16 protein-coding genes and 1 tRNA gene are annotated in these 14,034 nt (G+C 65.3%); 5 read left to right on the top strand and 12 right to left on the bottom strand.

From position 1 onward, the window contains the following. Positions 1–88 precede the first annotated feature (88 nt). The 10 genes from trpB to rpsB all read right to left on the bottom strand — a co-directional run bounded on the left by trpB (position 89) and on the right by rpsB (position 8,843). Complete coding sequence (gene trpB, locus VNQ78_RS05335) at positions 89–1,321, bottom strand: tryptophan synthase subunit beta (RefSeq protein WP_325687355.1); 1,233 nt, start codon at positions 1,319–1,321, stop codon at positions 89–91. A gap of 52 nt (positions 1,322–1,373) precedes the next feature. Then, positions 1,374–1,820: a GNAT family N-acetyltransferase gene (locus VNQ78_RS05330; RefSeq protein ID WP_325687353.1), complete on the bottom strand. Its 447-nt coding sequence runs from the start codon at positions 1,818–1,820 to the stop codon at positions 1,374–1,376. Beyond that, positions 1,817–2,464 carry a phosphoribosylanthranilate isomerase gene (locus VNQ78_RS05325; RefSeq protein ID WP_325687351.1) on the bottom strand — a complete coding sequence of 216 codons (648 nt, stop codon included), beginning with the start codon at positions 2,462–2,464 and terminating at the stop codon, positions 1,817–1,819. Before VNQ78_RS05325 ends, VNQ78_RS05330 begins: the two co-directional genes overlap by 4 nt. A 4-nt stretch (positions 2,465–2,468) precedes the next feature. Continuing rightward, positions 2,469–2,858 carry a LapA family protein gene (locus VNQ78_RS05320; RefSeq protein ID WP_325687349.1) on the bottom strand — a complete coding sequence of 130 codons (390 nt, stop codon included), beginning with the start codon at positions 2,856–2,858 and terminating at the stop codon, positions 2,469–2,471. A 35-nt stretch (positions 2,859–2,893) separates the two neighbouring features. Then, the gene (gene ihfB / locus VNQ78_RS05315; protein ID WP_325687347.1) at positions 2,894–3,181 is read right to left on the bottom strand and encodes an integration host factor subunit beta; all 288 of its coding nucleotides are present in this window, start codon (positions 3,179–3,181) and stop codon (positions 2,894–2,896) included. 204 nt (positions 3,182–3,385) lie between these two features. Continuing rightward, a complete protein-coding gene (gene rpsA / locus VNQ78_RS05310; protein ID WP_325687345.1) occupies positions 3,386–5,065 on the bottom strand; it encodes a 30S ribosomal protein S1 in 1,680 nt (559 codons plus the stop codon). Positions 5,066–5,255: 190 nt separating this feature from the next. Beyond that, positions 5,256–6,299 carry a nitronate monooxygenase gene (locus VNQ78_RS05305; protein ID WP_325687343.1) on the bottom strand — a complete coding sequence of 348 codons (1,044 nt, stop codon included), beginning with the start codon at positions 6,297–6,299 and terminating at the stop codon, positions 5,256–5,258. Then, positions 6,296–6,880: a d(CMP) kinase gene (locus tag VNQ78_RS05300; RefSeq protein ID WP_325687341.1), complete on the bottom strand. Its 585-nt coding sequence runs from the start codon at positions 6,878–6,880 to the stop codon at positions 6,296–6,298. Before VNQ78_RS05300 ends, VNQ78_RS05305 begins: the two co-directional genes overlap by 4 nt. A 141-nt stretch (positions 6,881–7,021) precedes the next feature. Further along, on the bottom strand, positions 7,022–7,933 hold the full coding sequence (tsf, locus tag VNQ78_RS05295; RefSeq protein ID WP_325687339.1) for a translation elongation factor Ts: 912 nt from the start codon (positions 7,931–7,933) through the stop codon (positions 7,022–7,024). A gap of 121 nt (positions 7,934–8,054) precedes the next feature. Further along, a complete protein-coding gene (gene rpsB, locus VNQ78_RS05290; protein ID WP_325687337.1) occupies positions 8,055–8,843 on the bottom strand; it encodes a 30S ribosomal protein S2 in 789 nt (262 codons plus the stop codon). Positions 8,844–9,143: 300 nt separating this feature from the next. Here rpsB and VNQ78_RS05285 point away from each other — a divergent pair. Next, a tRNA-Thr gene (locus tag VNQ78_RS05285) sits at positions 9,144–9,218 on the top strand. A gap of 17 nt (positions 9,219–9,235) precedes the next feature. Here the strand turns inward: VNQ78_RS05285 and VNQ78_RS05280 are convergent. Further along, on the bottom strand, positions 9,236–9,868 hold the full coding sequence (locus VNQ78_RS05280) for a TetR-like C-terminal domain-containing protein (RefSeq protein ID WP_325687335.1): 633 nt from the start codon (positions 9,866–9,868) through the stop codon (positions 9,236–9,238). 542 nt (positions 9,869–10,410) lie between these two features. Here VNQ78_RS05280 and VNQ78_RS05275 point away from each other — a divergent pair. Next, positions 10,411–11,286, top strand: coding sequence for a hypothetical protein (locus tag VNQ78_RS05275; protein WP_325687333.1), 876 nt, complete (start codon positions 10,411–10,413; stop codon positions 11,284–11,286). A gap of 28 nt (positions 11,287–11,314) precedes the next feature. Here the strand turns inward: VNQ78_RS05275 and VNQ78_RS05270 are convergent, their stop codons facing one another. Continuing rightward, positions 11,315–11,566, bottom strand: a complete 252-nt coding sequence (locus VNQ78_RS05270) for a DUF2312 domain-containing protein (protein WP_325687331.1) — start codon at positions 11,564–11,566, stop codon at positions 11,315–11,317. A gap of 95 nt (positions 11,567–11,661) precedes the next feature. Here VNQ78_RS05270 and VNQ78_RS05265 point away from each other — a divergent pair, with 95 nt between their 5' ends. The 3 genes from VNQ78_RS05265 (at position 11,662) to VNQ78_RS05255 (ending at position 14,002) form a co-directional block, all read left to right on the top strand. After that, positions 11,662–11,886 carry a hypothetical protein gene (locus tag VNQ78_RS05265; RefSeq protein WP_325687329.1) on the top strand — a complete coding sequence of 75 codons (225 nt, stop codon included), beginning with the start codon at positions 11,662–11,664 and terminating at the stop codon, positions 11,884–11,886. A gap of 1 nt (position 11,887) precedes the next feature. After that, on the top strand, positions 11,888–12,337 hold the full coding sequence (dtd, locus tag VNQ78_RS05260; protein WP_325687327.1) for a D-aminoacyl-tRNA deacylase: 450 nt from the start codon (positions 11,888–11,890) through the stop codon (positions 12,335–12,337). 189 nt (positions 12,338–12,526) lie between these two features. Then, positions 12,527–14,002, top strand: coding sequence for a DEAD/DEAH box helicase (locus VNQ78_RS05255; RefSeq protein WP_414694045.1), 1,476 nt, complete (start codon positions 12,527–12,529; stop codon positions 14,000–14,002). The last annotated feature ends 32 nt before the right edge of the window (positions 14,003–14,034 follow it).

The following is a 14,034-nucleotide window of genomic DNA, read 5'->3' as shown; positions in this document are numbered from 1 at the left end:
TCGCCCCCTCCGCCCAGCAAAAAGGCGCGACCGGCTGCTCATGCCGGTCGCGCCTTGCTTGTCTCTGCAAAATCAGTCGGGCTTCGCCTCAGGTCCGAATGTCGAAGCCCAGATGTTTCGCGACCGCGAAGATGTCCTTGTCTCCACGCCCCGACAGGTTCACCACCATGATGTGATCCTTGGGCAGGTCGGGGGCGATCTTGATCACATGGGCCAGCGCATGGCTGGGCTCCAGCGCCGGGATGATCCCTTCGAGACGGCAGAGGGTCTGGAACGCGCCAAGCGCCTCGCTATCGGTCACGCTGACATATTCGGCGCGGCCCTGTTCCTTCAGCCAGGCATGTTCGGGGCCGATGCCCGGATAGTCGAGGCCGGCGCTGATCGAATGCCCTTCGAGGATCTGCCCCTCCGCATCCTGCAGAAGATAGGTGCGGTTCCCGTGCAGCACGCCCGGACGGCCGCCGGTCAGGCTGGCGCAATGCTCCATCCGCTCGTCCACGCCCTTGCCGCCGGCCTCGACCCCGATGATGCGGACCGAAGCGTCGTCGAGGAAGGGATGGAAGAGGCCCATGGCGTTCGAGCCGCCGCCGATCGCGGCGATGAGGCTGTCGGGAAGCCGTCCGGCGCCCTCCTGCTCCTCAAGCTGCCAGCGCGTCTCGCGGCCGATGATGCATTGGAACTCGCGCACCATCGCCGGATAGGGGTGCGGGCCCGCGACCGTGCCGATGCAGTAGAAGGTGTCGCGCACATTGGTCACCCAGTCGCGCAGCGCGTCGTTCATCGCGTCCTTGAGCGTGCCGCGGCCCGAGGTCACGGGCACCACCTCGGCCCCGAGGAGCCGCATGCGGAAGACGTTCGGGGCCTGACGCTCGACGTCATGGGCGCCCATATAGACGATGCATTTCAGCCCGAAGCGCGCGCAGACCGTGGCGGTGGCGACGCCATGCTGGCCCGCGCCGGTCTCGGCGATGATCCGGGTCTTGCCCATGCGGCGCGCGAGCAGGATCTGGCCCAGCACGTTGTTGATCTTGTGGCTGCCAGTATGGTTCAGCTCCTCGCGCTTCAGATAGATCTTGGCGCCGCCAAGCTCCTCGGTCAGGCGGGGCGCGAAATAGAGCGGACTCGGCCGGCCGACATAATGTTTCCACAGGTCGTCCATCTCGGCCCAGAAACTCGGGTCGGTCTTGGCGCGGTCATATTCCGCCTCGAGCGCGAGGATGAGCGGCATCAGCGTCTCGGAGACGAAGCGTCCGCCGAAGATGCCGAAGCGCCCCTGCTCGTCCGGGCCGTTCATGAAGCTGTTGATGAGATCTTCGGCCATGGCTCTCCTCGCGGGCGCTGCTGATGGGTATTTGGGAAACGGTGAAAGCCCGTCAGAGGGATTTCTTATAACCGATATGGGAGGGGGTAAAGCCGAGCCGGTCATAGAAGCGATGCGCATCGGCGCGGCTCTTGTTGGTGGTGAACTGCAAAAGCGTGCAACCGGCGGCGCGGGCGCGGGCCTCGGCATCCCCAATCAGCGCCTCGCCGATGCGCTGGCCGCGCAGGTGGCCTGCGACGCGCACCCCCTCGATCTGGGCGCGGCGAGAGGCGGTGAGGGAGAGGCCGGAGATGAAGGTGATCTGGTAGCAGGCGACGACCTCGTCCCCGGTCGTCCCGATGATCAGATGGTTCGCGCCCTCGGCCTGCATGGCGTCGAAAGCGGCGAGATAGGGGGCGGGATCGTCGGTTTCGCGGCTGCGGCCCAATGCGTCGTCGGAAAGCAGCGCCACGACCGCCGGAACATCGTCGCGGCTGGCCGCCCGGAAGGTCACCGTCACAGGATCGGTGCGGTCGCCCGCGCAATGAAGCGGCGGATCTTCTCGGGATCCTTGACGCCCGGCGCGCTTTCGACGCCCGAAGAGACATCTACGCCCTGCGCGCGGGTGAGGCGGATCGCCTCGTTCACGTTTTCGGGCGTGAGGCCACCGGCGAGGAGCCAGGGCTTGAGGATCTGCCGCCCGGCGAGCAGCCGCCAGTCGAAGGCGAGGCCGTTGCCACCCGGCAGGACCGCGTCTTTCGGGGGCTTCGCGTCGATAAGCAGCATGTCGGCGATAAGGCCATAGTCCCAGAGCCGGTCCAGATCGCCCGGCTCGGCCACGCCGACCGCCTTCATCACCGGCAGGCCGGTCAGCGCCTTCACCGCGCTCACGCGCTCGGGCGTCTCGGCGCCGTGGAGCTGGATTACGTCGAGGGGGACGGAGGCCAGCGTCGTCTCGAGCGTGGCGTCGTCCGGGTCGACGAAAAGGCCGACCCTTGCGATGCCGAGCGGCACCTCGGCCACGAGGCCCGCGGCCTCGGCATGGGTGACGAAGCGGGGGGATTTCGGGAAGAAGACGAAGCCCAGATAGCGGGCACCGGCCTTGATCGCCGTATCGACGCCCTGGGCTTCGTTCAGCCCGCAGATCTTGACGGAGACGGTCACGGCTCTAGCGCAGTGCCGGAACGCCGGTCGCGGGCGCGGGACGGCTCGACGCCTCGTCGAGAATGGCCAGGACATCGTCCTTGGGGGCGGAATGGGTGCGGCGCAGGTCGCCCACCTCACGCTCGAGCCGGGCGAGTTCGCGGGCATGGGCCTTGGCCTCGCCACGCTGGCGGGATTCGCGCAGCCATTCCCAGACCAGCCCGACGATCAGGCCGAAGGCCATGGCGAGGAAAAGCGCAAGGAAGGCCGGCATGGTCAGCGACCATTGCCCGCCGGCAAAGCGCGCCAGCGTCTCGGGCAGCAGGTTCACGGTGATCGAGCCGTGATTGGCCAGCGCCACGAGGATCAGCACTGCGGCCAGAAGAAAGATGAGGAACAGCCGGATCGCGCGCATTTCTACCCCTGCGGAAAATTCGCCGCCAATCTGGACTATTCGTCCTCGCCGTTCAACCGGTCGCGCAGCAGCTTTCCGGTCTTGAAGAAGGGAACATGCTTTTCGTCGACGCTGACCGCCTCGCCCGTGCGGGGATTGCGACCCTGACGCGAGTCGCGCTTCTTGACCGAGAAGGCCCCGAAGCCGCGAAGTTCGACCCGGTCACCGCGCGCCATGGCACCGATGATCTCCTCGAACACGGTGTTTACGATCCGCTCGACGTCGCGCTGGAACAGGTGTGGATTTTCTTCAGAGATCTTCTGGATCAGTTCGGATCGGATCATCTCGGTTCCCGAATTTGGTAAGGGCCCAACAACTACCTGCGCCGTCAATCTTAGAACAGCGCCAATTTCTTTCAATGGCAGAACGTGGCGCGTCGGAAAAGGTTGCCGGAATTTTATGAGAGATCACCAACTTCGGCAGATTCCCGCATAAAAAACGCCTCCGGCCGGGGTGGCCGGAGGCGTCAAGACTGTCACAAAAGCCGATCAGCCCTTGTTCTTCAGCGCGGCGCCCAGGATGTCGCCCAGCGAAGCGCCGGAATCCGACGAACCGAACTGCTCGACCGCTTCACGCTCTTCGGCGATTTCGCGCGCCTTGATCGACAGGCCCAGACGACGGGTCTTGGTGTCGATATTGGTGACGCGGACATCGACATGGTCGCCGATCTGGAAGCGCTCGGGGCGCTGGTCCTGACGGTCGCGGGCCAGGTCCGAACGACGGATGAAGGATTTCATGCCGTTGTATTCGACCTCGATGCCGCCATCCTCGATCGCGGTGACGGTGACGGTGATGACCGAACCACGCTTCACGCCTTCGACGGCTTCGGCCATGGCTTCGTTTTCCAGCGCCTTGATCGAGAGCGAGATGCGCTCTTTGTCGACGTCGACTTCCTGAACGACGGCTTTCACCACGTCGCCCTTGCGGAAGTCCTGGATGGCGTCCTCGCCACGGGTATCCCACGAGATATCCGAGAGGTGAACCATGCCGTCGATATCGCCTTCGAGGCCGACGAACAGACCGAACTCGGTGATGTTCTTGACTTCGCCCTCGATGACGGTGCCGACCGGGTGGGTCTCGGCGAAGACTTCCCACGGGTTGCGCATGGTCTGCTTGAGACCCAGCGACACGCGGCGCTTGGCTTCGTCGATTTCCAGGACCATGACGTCAACCTCTTGCGAAGTCGAGACGATCTTGCCGGGATGGACGTTCTTCTTGGTCCAGGACATTTCCGAAACGTGGACCAGACCCTCGACACCGGCTTCCAGTTCGACGAACGCGCCGTAATCGGTGATGTTGGTCACGCGGCCGGAATGAACCGAGCCGATCGGGAACTTGTCGGCAACCGTATCCCACGGATCGGCCTGAAGCTGCTTCATGCCCAGGCTGATGCGGTGGGTGTCCTTGTTGATCTTGACGACCTGGACCTTGACGGTCTCGCCGATCGACAGGATCTCGGACGGGTGGTTGACGCGGCGCCAGGCCATGTCGGTGACGTGCAGCAGACCGTCGACGCCGCCCAGATCAACGAAGGCACCGTATTCGGTGATGTTCTTGACCACGCCCTCGACCGTCTGACCTTCGGTCAGGTTGGCGATGACTTCGGCGCGCTGTTCGGCGCGGCTTTCTTCCAGGATCGCGCGGCGCGAGACAACGATGTTGCCGCGGCGGCGGTCCATTTTCAGGATCTGGAACGGCTGCTTCAGACCCATCAGCGGGCCGGCGTCGCGCACGGGGCGGACATCGACTTGCGAACCCGGAAGGAAGGCGACAGCGCCGCCCAGATCGACGGTGAAACCGCCCTTGACGCGACCGAAGATGGCGCCTTCGACGCGCTCTTCAGCGGCATAGGCTTTTTCCAGACGGTCCCATGCCTCTTCGCGGCGAGCTTTCTCGCGCGAGATCGAGGCTTCGCCGCGGGCGTTTTCGACGCGGTCGAGATAGACTTCGACTTCGTCGCCAACCGCGATCGAGGGAGCTTCGCCGGGATTTGCGAATTCTTTCAGATCAACGCGGCCTTCCATCTTGTAGCCGACGTCGATGATGGCCTGGCCCGCCTCGATGGCGATGACCTTGCCTTTGACAACCGAGCCCTCTTCGGGGGTGTCGATGCTGAGGCTTTCGTTAAGGAGGGCCTCGAATTCCTCCATGGTCGCTTTAGCGCACATATAAATTCAGTTTCCTTTGCGTGGTTTTTTCTGGCCTTGCGGTTGGCTCCGCCGGTCTTTTTGTAGCCGCCGGGAGAAAGCGCAAAGGGTCGCGGCGTGGGCCCGACCCTGTTTGAAGCGGCCTGTGGTGGCCCCATCGCTTGTCCTGACGCGCGCGATATAGCCGTGATTACCCTGCGAAGCAAGGCTTTCAGGCGGTTTTCCGGGTCTCGGCGATCTCGCGCCCCAGGATTTCGACCAGTTCAGCCGCCGGAAAATTGCGGGCGCCGGCCGCGCCGGTGCCGGCCCATTGCGCAGCATAGTCGGTGCCGGCCGCAGCGGCCAGCGCCTTGCCCGCGTCATAGGTGATCGGATAGTCGGGCAGCGGCGGCGCCTGGGGCGCGGCGCCCAGATCGGTCAGCCGATTGCGGAAACCGCGCGCCGGACGGCCCGAGATTGCGCGGGTCATCACCGTCTCCTGCCCCGGCTGGCCCAGCCGGGCGCGATAGGCGGCATTTGCGGCCGATTCCGGGCAGGCGACGAAGGCCGTGCCCATCTGCACCGCGACCGCCCCCGCATCCAGGAAACGCGCCGCGTCCTGCCCGTCCATGATGCCGCCGGCCGCAACCAGCGGCAGGCCCAGCGGCGCCAGCACCCTGAGCAATTCCATCGTCGGCAGCTGGGCGTCATCGCCCTCGGGGCGGAAGATGCCGCGATGGCCGCCGGCCTCGTAGCCCTGGGCGATGATCGCATCCAGCCCGGCATCGCGGATCGCCTGCCCCTCGGCCAGCGAGGTGGCGGAACCGGCAAGCAGCGCCCCCGTCTTGCGCAGCGCCGCAAGCTGGTCGCCGCGCGGCAGGCCGAAATGAAAGCTGACCATGGCCGGACGGGCCTCAACGACCGCCGCCAGCATGTCGTCGCTGACAAGGAAGCTCGCGAAGATCTCGCGCAGGGACGCGGGCGGTTCGGCCCCGGCGCGGCGGAACTCGGGCGCGAGATAGTCGAGCCATGCGGCCTCGCGCGCCGGATCGGCAGTGGCGGGGCGGTGGCAGAAGAGGTTGACGTGATAGCGGTTCGAGCCGAGCCGATCCTGCACCTCGGCCATCATCGCTGCGGCCTGCGCGGCCCCGGACGTCGCCAGACCCAAGCCGCCAAGCGCACCCGCGCGGCTAACCTCGGCCGCGAGGGCCGGGGTGGCCACGCCTGCCATCGGGGCTTGCAGCACCGGGATCTCCAGATCGGTCAAAATGCTCATGCCCCTGCCCTCCTTGCGGCCTCGATGGCGCGTGCCACGGCATCGTCGATGGTCATGTCGCTGGTGTCCAGAAGCAGCGCGTCATCCGCCGGACGCATGGGCGCCACGTCGCGCGCCGCGTCGCGGGCATCGCGCTCGCGCAACTCCGAAAGCGTCGCCGTAGCGTCCGCGCCCAGTTCAAGCGCGCGGCGGCGGGCCCGCACCTCGTCCGAGGCGGTGACGTAGAGCTTGAGATCGGCTGCGGGGCAGATCACCGTGCCGATGTCGCGGCCGTCCAGCACCGCGCCCGGTTCGGTCAGCGCGAAACGGCGCTGGAAATCGACCAAAGCGGCGCGCACCTCGGGGATAGCGGCGACGCGGCTCGCCGCCTGCCCGGCCGCGGCGGTGCGCAGATCGTCGCGCGCCAGATCCCGCGGCACAAGAGCCTGCGCAGCCGCGACCGGATCGCCGCCAAGCGCGCCCACGGCGCGATAAAGCAGGCCCGTATCGAGATGGGAAAAGCCGAAATGCCGCGCGAGGGCACGGGCGATGGTGCCCTTGCCCGAGGCCGCGGGGCCGTCGATGGCGATGGTGAAGGGCATGGCAGGCGTCCCGATCTCACATTCCTCGTGGGTCGGCCATCCATGCCATTTCCGACCGGGAGCGTCCAGAGAAAGAGCGGTCCCCCGGACATGCAAATGCCGGCCCCGAGGGACCGGCATCCGTCAATTCTCAGGCGAGGCTCAGTTGCTGCCGAGGGTCTTGGCGACCTCGGCTGCGAAGTCCTCTTCCTTCTTCTCGATGCCTTCGCCGACCATGACGCGGGCATAGCCCGTGATCTCGACTCCGGCCTCTTTCGCGGCCTGCTCGACGGTCAGGTCGGGGTTCACGACGAAGGGCTGGCCCAGCAGCGTGTTTTCCGCGATGAACTTCTTCATCCGGCCCGGGATGATGTTGTTCTGGATCACGGCCTCGGGCTTCGGCTTGGCCGAGGAGGCGTTCTCTTCCAGGGCCTTGGCGGTCTGGACTTCCAGCTCACGCGCCAGCAGCGCCTGATCGAGGGTCGCTTCCGACAGCGAGACCGGGTTGGTCGCAGCGATATGCATGGCGAATTGCTTGCCGATGGCCTGCGCCTTCTCGGCATCGCCCTTCAGCGCGACCAGCACGCCGATCTTGCCCATGCCTTCGGTCGCGGCGTTATGGACATAGGAGACGACGGTGTCGCCTTCCAGAACGTGCAGGCGGCGCAGGGTCAGGTTCTCGCCGATGCGGGCGATGGCGTCGGTCACGACTTCCGAGACGGGCTTGCCGTTCAGATGCGTGGCCTTCAGCACTTCGACATCGGTCGCGGTTTCCAGCGCGACATTGGTGATCTCGCGGACGAGCGCCTGGAAGTCGGCGTTCTTGGCGACGAAATCGGTTTCGGAGTTCACTTCGACGGCGACACCCCGGCCAGCGGCAACGGAGACGCCGACAAGGCCCTCAGCCGCGACGCGGTCGGCCTTCTTGGCGGCTTTGGCCAGACCCTTGGTGCGCAGCCAGTCAACCGCGGCTTCCATGTCGCCGTCGGTTTCGGTCAGCGCCTTCTTGGCGTCCATCATGCCTGCGCCGGTCGATTCGCGCAGCTCTTTCACCATCGCAGCGGTGATAGCCATCCGATGTCTCCTTGTTGTCTGAATGCGTTCAGGCGGGGCTTATCCCCGCCTGATGAATGTTCGGTGAAGCCTTATCCGCCCCCGCATCCCCCAGGGAATGCGGGTCGCGGGACACGTCCGATCAGGCCTCGGCGGTCGCTTCGTCGGCGGTGTTGGCTTCCAGCTCTTCCTCGATGCTGGCTTCCAGCGCGCCCAGGTCGACGCCGGCAGCACCCATCTGGGCGGTCATACCGTCCAGCGCGGCGCGCGAGGCCAGATCGCAGTAAAGCGCGATGGCGCGGGCGGCGTCGTCGTTGCCCGGGATGATATAGTCAACGCCCTTGGGCGAGCAGTTGGTGTCGACCACGGCGACGACCGGGATGCCAAGCTTCTTGGCTTCGAGGATCGCGAGGTCTTCCTTGTTCACGTCGATGACGAACAGCAGGTCCGGCAGGCCGCCCATCTCGCGGATACCGCCCAGCGAAGCCTGCAGTTTGGCCTGCTCGCGTTCCATCTGGAGACGCTCTTTCTTGGTCAGGCCCTCGGCGCCCGAACCCAGCGTCTCGTCAAGCGCCTTCAGACGCTGGATCGACTGGGAAACGGTTTTCCAGTTGGTCAGCGTGCCGCCCAGCCAGCGGTGGTTCATGTAGTACTGGGCCGATTTCTCGGCGGCTTCGGCGATGGCTTTCTGGGCCTGACGCTTGGTGCCGACGAAGAGAACGCGGCCGCCCTTGGCGACGGTGTCGCGAACGGCCTGAAGGGCAGCGTCCAGCATCGGGACGGTCTGCGTCAGGTCGAAAATGTGGATGCCGTTACGTTCACCATAGATGAACTCGGCCATACGAGGGTTCCAGCGCTGAGTCTGGTGGCCGTAGTGAACGCCAGCTTCAAGCAGCTGACGCATGGAGAATTCGGGAAGCGCCATGTCCATGTCCTTTCCGGTTTGCGCCTGGGCGGGGTATTCAGGGCATGCGCCCCAACCGGTGGACCTGCGAAGGATTTCTCCCCTTCGAAGGCCCGACCCCACCTGTGAAGTGCGCGCGATCTAGGCGTTTTCCCGCCGGATTGCAAGTCCAGATCGCAAGATGGCGAAAAACGGATGGAAGCGCGCCTTGCGGATCACGGGCATGCGGGCGCGAAACGGCACGCGATCCGGCTTGCCGCTTCGCGAAGTTTTCATCATCGTTCTAGATTGCGCGTCCCCGTTCGGATGGGTATGTGACGGCATCGTGCCCGTGTAGCTCAGTGGTAGAGCGTCTGCCTTGTAAGCAGGGGGTCGGGGGTTCAAATCCCTCCGCGGGCACCAAATCACCCCATTAGTGCCTATGCCTCGACAAGCTCGGGGGTCGGCCGCAGCATCTTGCGGATGAAGAGGTGCAGCATGTCGCGCGCGACTTCGCGGTCGGTCCATCCGGGCACCCAGCGCGACAGATCGCCCAGCATCATCTTGCTGATCGCGCCATAGGCAAAGGTATGCGCGGTCGAGACCAGCAGCGGCAGGTTCTCGTCCCGGTCCAGCATCCGCTCGTCCCGGGCGCGGGCCAGCATCCGCAGCATCAGCTCATGGATCGCTGTCTCATAGCGCATCAGTTCCTCGTTGCCCTGGAATTCGTCGGCGGGCATCGAGCCGATCAGCGTAAATTCGCGGGGATGCTGGTGGGCCCAGTCGATATAAACCTCGGCCAGCAACTCGAACTGGGTGACGGGATCGCTCTCGGTCGCGCCGGCCAGGACACGGACGCATTGGTCATGGAGCCGCATCCAGGCGTTCTGCGCCATGGCGCAGACAAGCTGCGACTCGTCGCGGAAGACGGCGGAGAGAGCGCCGGGCTTCAAACCCAACTTCTCCTCGACCCGGCCGACGGAGGGAATCGCACCCGTTTCCCCCAGCAGCGCGGTGAATGTCTCGACTGCGTCGACATAAAGATTGCCACCCGGGCGACCTTGATACTGCATTCCTGGCTCCTCTGCCGCCTTCCGACGCCGGAGCGTCTGGCAGAACTACAATTTGCGGTGGCGATGTGAACGATCGCGCAACCATCGCCATATCGCTCATCCGATGACACAAACCAACTCGAAACCATCACCACGAGCAACTCTTGAACGGGTCGATAGAATCCCCGGCCAAGCATGGCTCTCTCATATGTGACAATTTCATGACACGCCCCGCAACAACTCCCTGAAAATTCGTCGGATCATGCGGCTGTCTGCCCAAAACCGTCTGCCGCCGCCCTGCGGCTCAATCATCGGTTGTTACATGACGAAATAGTCAACTTACGGATTATCGCCGGGCGGTGCAAACTCGCGGGCAGTTAGTCGGTTCGGATCTGTTTCCGCGTAATTGTTTTGGTGATCTGTTGTGTCGAAATGGGGCGGACATGCGCGCATGTCCGCCTGCATCCGCGACTGCACCGGCGGGAAGCCTCCGGCTGGTGGTTTTCCTGACCAGCATTGCCCGCTACTGTGCGCCGACGCGACAAGTCAGGAGATTACGACGCATGCAGGTTGTCTTTCATTGCGGGGCTCACGGCACCGATCTGTACCGCATGGTCAAGACGCTGATGCAGAACCAGGAATGGCTGCTTGCGAACGGAGTCGAAGCCCTGACGCCCTCCCGGCATCGCGAGGCCTTCGCCGACGCACTGAACTCATTGAATGGCCAGCCCGCCAGCCCGGAGATGGAGGAGGTGCTGCTGGACGCGATCCTCGAATCCGACGAGCCGCAGCGCATCATCTTCAGCACGCCGACCTTCCTCGGCAAGGCCGAACGCGCGATTTCCTCCGACGGGCTCTATGCGAATGCGGGGGAAAAGCTTGCCGCGCTGGCCAATCTGTTCCCCAGCGCCGAGATCGAGATCTTCATGGCGCTGAAGAACCCCGCGACGCTGCTCCCCTATGTCTTCTCGCAGGACGGGACGCGCAGCTATGATCAGGTGATGGGCGCCATCCCGCCGGAATCGCTTCGCTGGGCGCCGGCGATCCGGCACATGCAGGCGGCGCTGCCCGGACACCGGCTGGTCCTGTGGTGCCATGAGGACACCTCCCTGATCTGGCCCGAGGTCGTGCGCAGCATCGCCACTATGCCGAGCGACGTGCCGCTGAAGGCAGGATTGCAGGTGCTGGGCGACATCATGAAACCCGAGGGGATCGAGATGATCCGCGAGGAGATGTCCAAGGAGAAACGCCTGACGGTCGAGAAGCGGCGGGCGATCTTTGCCGCTGCGCTTTCGCAGCACGCCCTTCCCGACCAGATCGAGATGGAAGTGACCCTGCCCGGCTGGAATCAGGATCTGGTCGATCATATCAGCGACCTTTATGACGAAGACGTCGCCGAGATCGCGGCCATGCCGGGGGTCGAATTCATCGCCCCCTGACGAAGAAGGGGGCCGCCGGCCCCCTTTCTCATACCATCCCGAGGGCGGCCTTATACATCTCGAGGATCGCTTCCTCTTCGGCGATGTCGTCCTTGTCGCGCTTGCGCAGCGCGATGACCTTGCGCATCACCTTGGTGTCATAGCCCCGCGCCTTGGCCTCGGCCATCAGCTCCTTCTGGCGCTCGGCCACGTCCTTCTTCTCGGACTCGAGCTGCTCGAACTGCTCGATGAACTGGCGAAGCTCGCCGGCTGCGATGCCATAGGCGTTGTCGTCCTGCATATCCGCTCCTTTGACTTTGCCGAGCGGTCTAGGCGGTCTTGCGGGCTTGTGCAATCGTCGCTAGTCCCGGCGCGAACCAAGACGGGAGTGCGGCAATGACGATCTGGGACGGGCTGATCTGGGGCGGCACCGCACTGACGGCGGCGGGGCTGGCGGCGCTTTGCTGGTGCATCCTGACCGCGATACGGGCCAAGCGGGCGGGAAGCGAGGACGCCATGCGCCAGATCATGCGCAAGGTCGTCGCGGTGAACATGGCGGCGCTGGCGGCATCGGTCTTTGGCCTGATGTTCGTCATCCTCGGCATCATGCTGGGCAAATGAGATGCGCGTCCTGATCCAGCGCGTCAGCGAGGCCGAGGTCAAGGTCGCGGGCGAAAGCATCGGCCGGATCGGGCCGGGGCTTCTGGCCCTCGTCTGCGCGATGCAGGGCGACCCCGAGGATGCGCCCGAAAAGCTGGCCGCGCGCGTGGCGAAACTGCGCATCTTCCGCGACGAGGCCGACAAGATGAACCGCTCGGTCACCGATATCGGCGGCGCGGTACTGGTCGTGAGCCAGTTCACCCTGGCTGCCGATATCCGCTCCGGCAACCGCCCCGGCTTCTCGACCGCCGAGGCCCCGGCGCGGGGCGAGGCACTGTATTTGCGCTTTGCCGAGGCGCTCAGAACCCTTGGCCTGCCGGTCGAAACAGGCCGCTTCGGGGCCGACATGAAGGTGTCGCTGGTCAATGACGGGCCGGTGACGATCTGGATGGATACCGCAGACCGCGCTTGACTTTTGGCGCGTCCGGCCTCATGTGACAGCCTGTTGCCGGGCGCTGCCGCGTGAGCAGCCGACGCGTTTCGTGTCAGGCCGGCCCCATATTTCCAGTTTCCCATTCACGCGGGGAGGCATGCGGGCACCGTATCGCGCCCGCACCTCGCAACCGCCGCACGCCGATGAACCGGCACGCGGCCCCGTGCCATGTGCGCCGATACGCGGGCAGCATGGCTGAAAGACGACATGACCAACGAAACTTCGCGCCCGAACCATTCGGGCAAACCCCGTTTTCAGGGTAACGGCAAGCCGCGCGGCGAGCGTGGCGCCAAGCCCCAGTTCCGCGGCGGCAACGCCAAGCCCACCACCAACCATCGCCGCCATCGCGAAGAGCCGGAGGAGAAATTCATCCGCCGCGCGATCCCCGATATCGACACGCCTTTCACGCAGATGGGAATCGACGCCCGCGTCGCGGTCAACCTGCCGCCGATGGGGATCGACACCCCCTCGCCCATTCAGGAAAAATCCATTCCCGGCATCGTTGCCGGCCGCGACCTTCTGGGCCTTGCCCAGACCGGCACCGGCAAGACGGCGGCCTTCGGCCTGCCGATGCTGACCCGCCTTTTGAACATCGGCCGCAAGCCCGAGCCGCGGACCTGCCGCGCGCTGATCCTTGCGCCGACGCGCGAGCTTGCGACCCAGATCGCCGAGAATATCGACGCCTATGCCGCGGGCACCGCCATCCGGCAGTTCCGCGTCGTCGGCGGCGCCTCGATCAACGTGCAGATCCAGCGGCTCGAGCGCGGGATCGACGTGCTGATCGCAACCCCCGGCCGCCTGATCGACCTGCTGGAGCGCGGCGCGCTGGACCTGTCGCAGACCAAGTATCTGGTGCTGGACGAGGCCGACCAGATGCTCGACATCGGCTTCATCCACGCACTGCGCCGGATCGCGAAGCTTCTGCCGCGCGAGCGTCAGACGCTGCTCTTCTCGGCCACCATGCCGAAGCTGATGGAAGAGCTGGCCGACAGCTACCTGACCGATCCGCTGAAGGTCGCCGTGAACCCGCCGGGTCAGGCCGCCGCCAAGATCGAGCAGGGCGTGCATTTCGTGAACCAGGGCGACAAGGCCGCCCTGCTGGCCGAATATCTGGCCAAGCACCGCGAGGAACTGGCCATCGTCTTCGGCCGCACCAAGCATGGCTCCGAGAAGCTGTCGAAACTCCTTGAAAAATGGGGCTTCAAGGTCGCGGCGATCCACGGCAACAAATCGCAGGGCCAGCGCGAGCGCGCCCTTGCCGGCTTCCGCGCCGGCGAGACCAAGGTTCTGGTCGCGACCGACGTGGCCGCGCGCGGGATCGACATTCCCGAGGTGGCGCATGTCTACAACTATGACTTGCCGAACGTGCCGGAGAACTACGTCCACCGCATCGGCCGCACCGCGCGCGCCGGGCGTGACGGCCGCGCCATCGCCTTCTGCGCCCCCGCCGAGATGGGCGAGCTGCGCGCGATCGAAAAGGCGATGAAGGCCCAGATCCCCGTCGTCGGCGGCGAGGTGCCCTTCGAGGCCAGCAAGATCCGCGAGCGCGGCGGCCCAGCCGGTCGTTCCTCCGCCGGTCAGCCCCAGCGCAAACGCCCGGCGCGCCGCCCCTCGCGCGCGCCGAAATCGGCACAGCGCGACTGAACAATGCGTGAGCCGCCGCGCGAACAGCGCGC

Source organism: Paracoccus sp. (in: a-proteobacteria), assembly GCF_035556475.1.
Lineage (GTDB): Bacteria > Pseudomonadota > Alphaproteobacteria > Rhodobacterales > Rhodobacteraceae > Paracoccus.
This window is presented reverse-complemented; position numbering and strand designations above follow the sequence as displayed.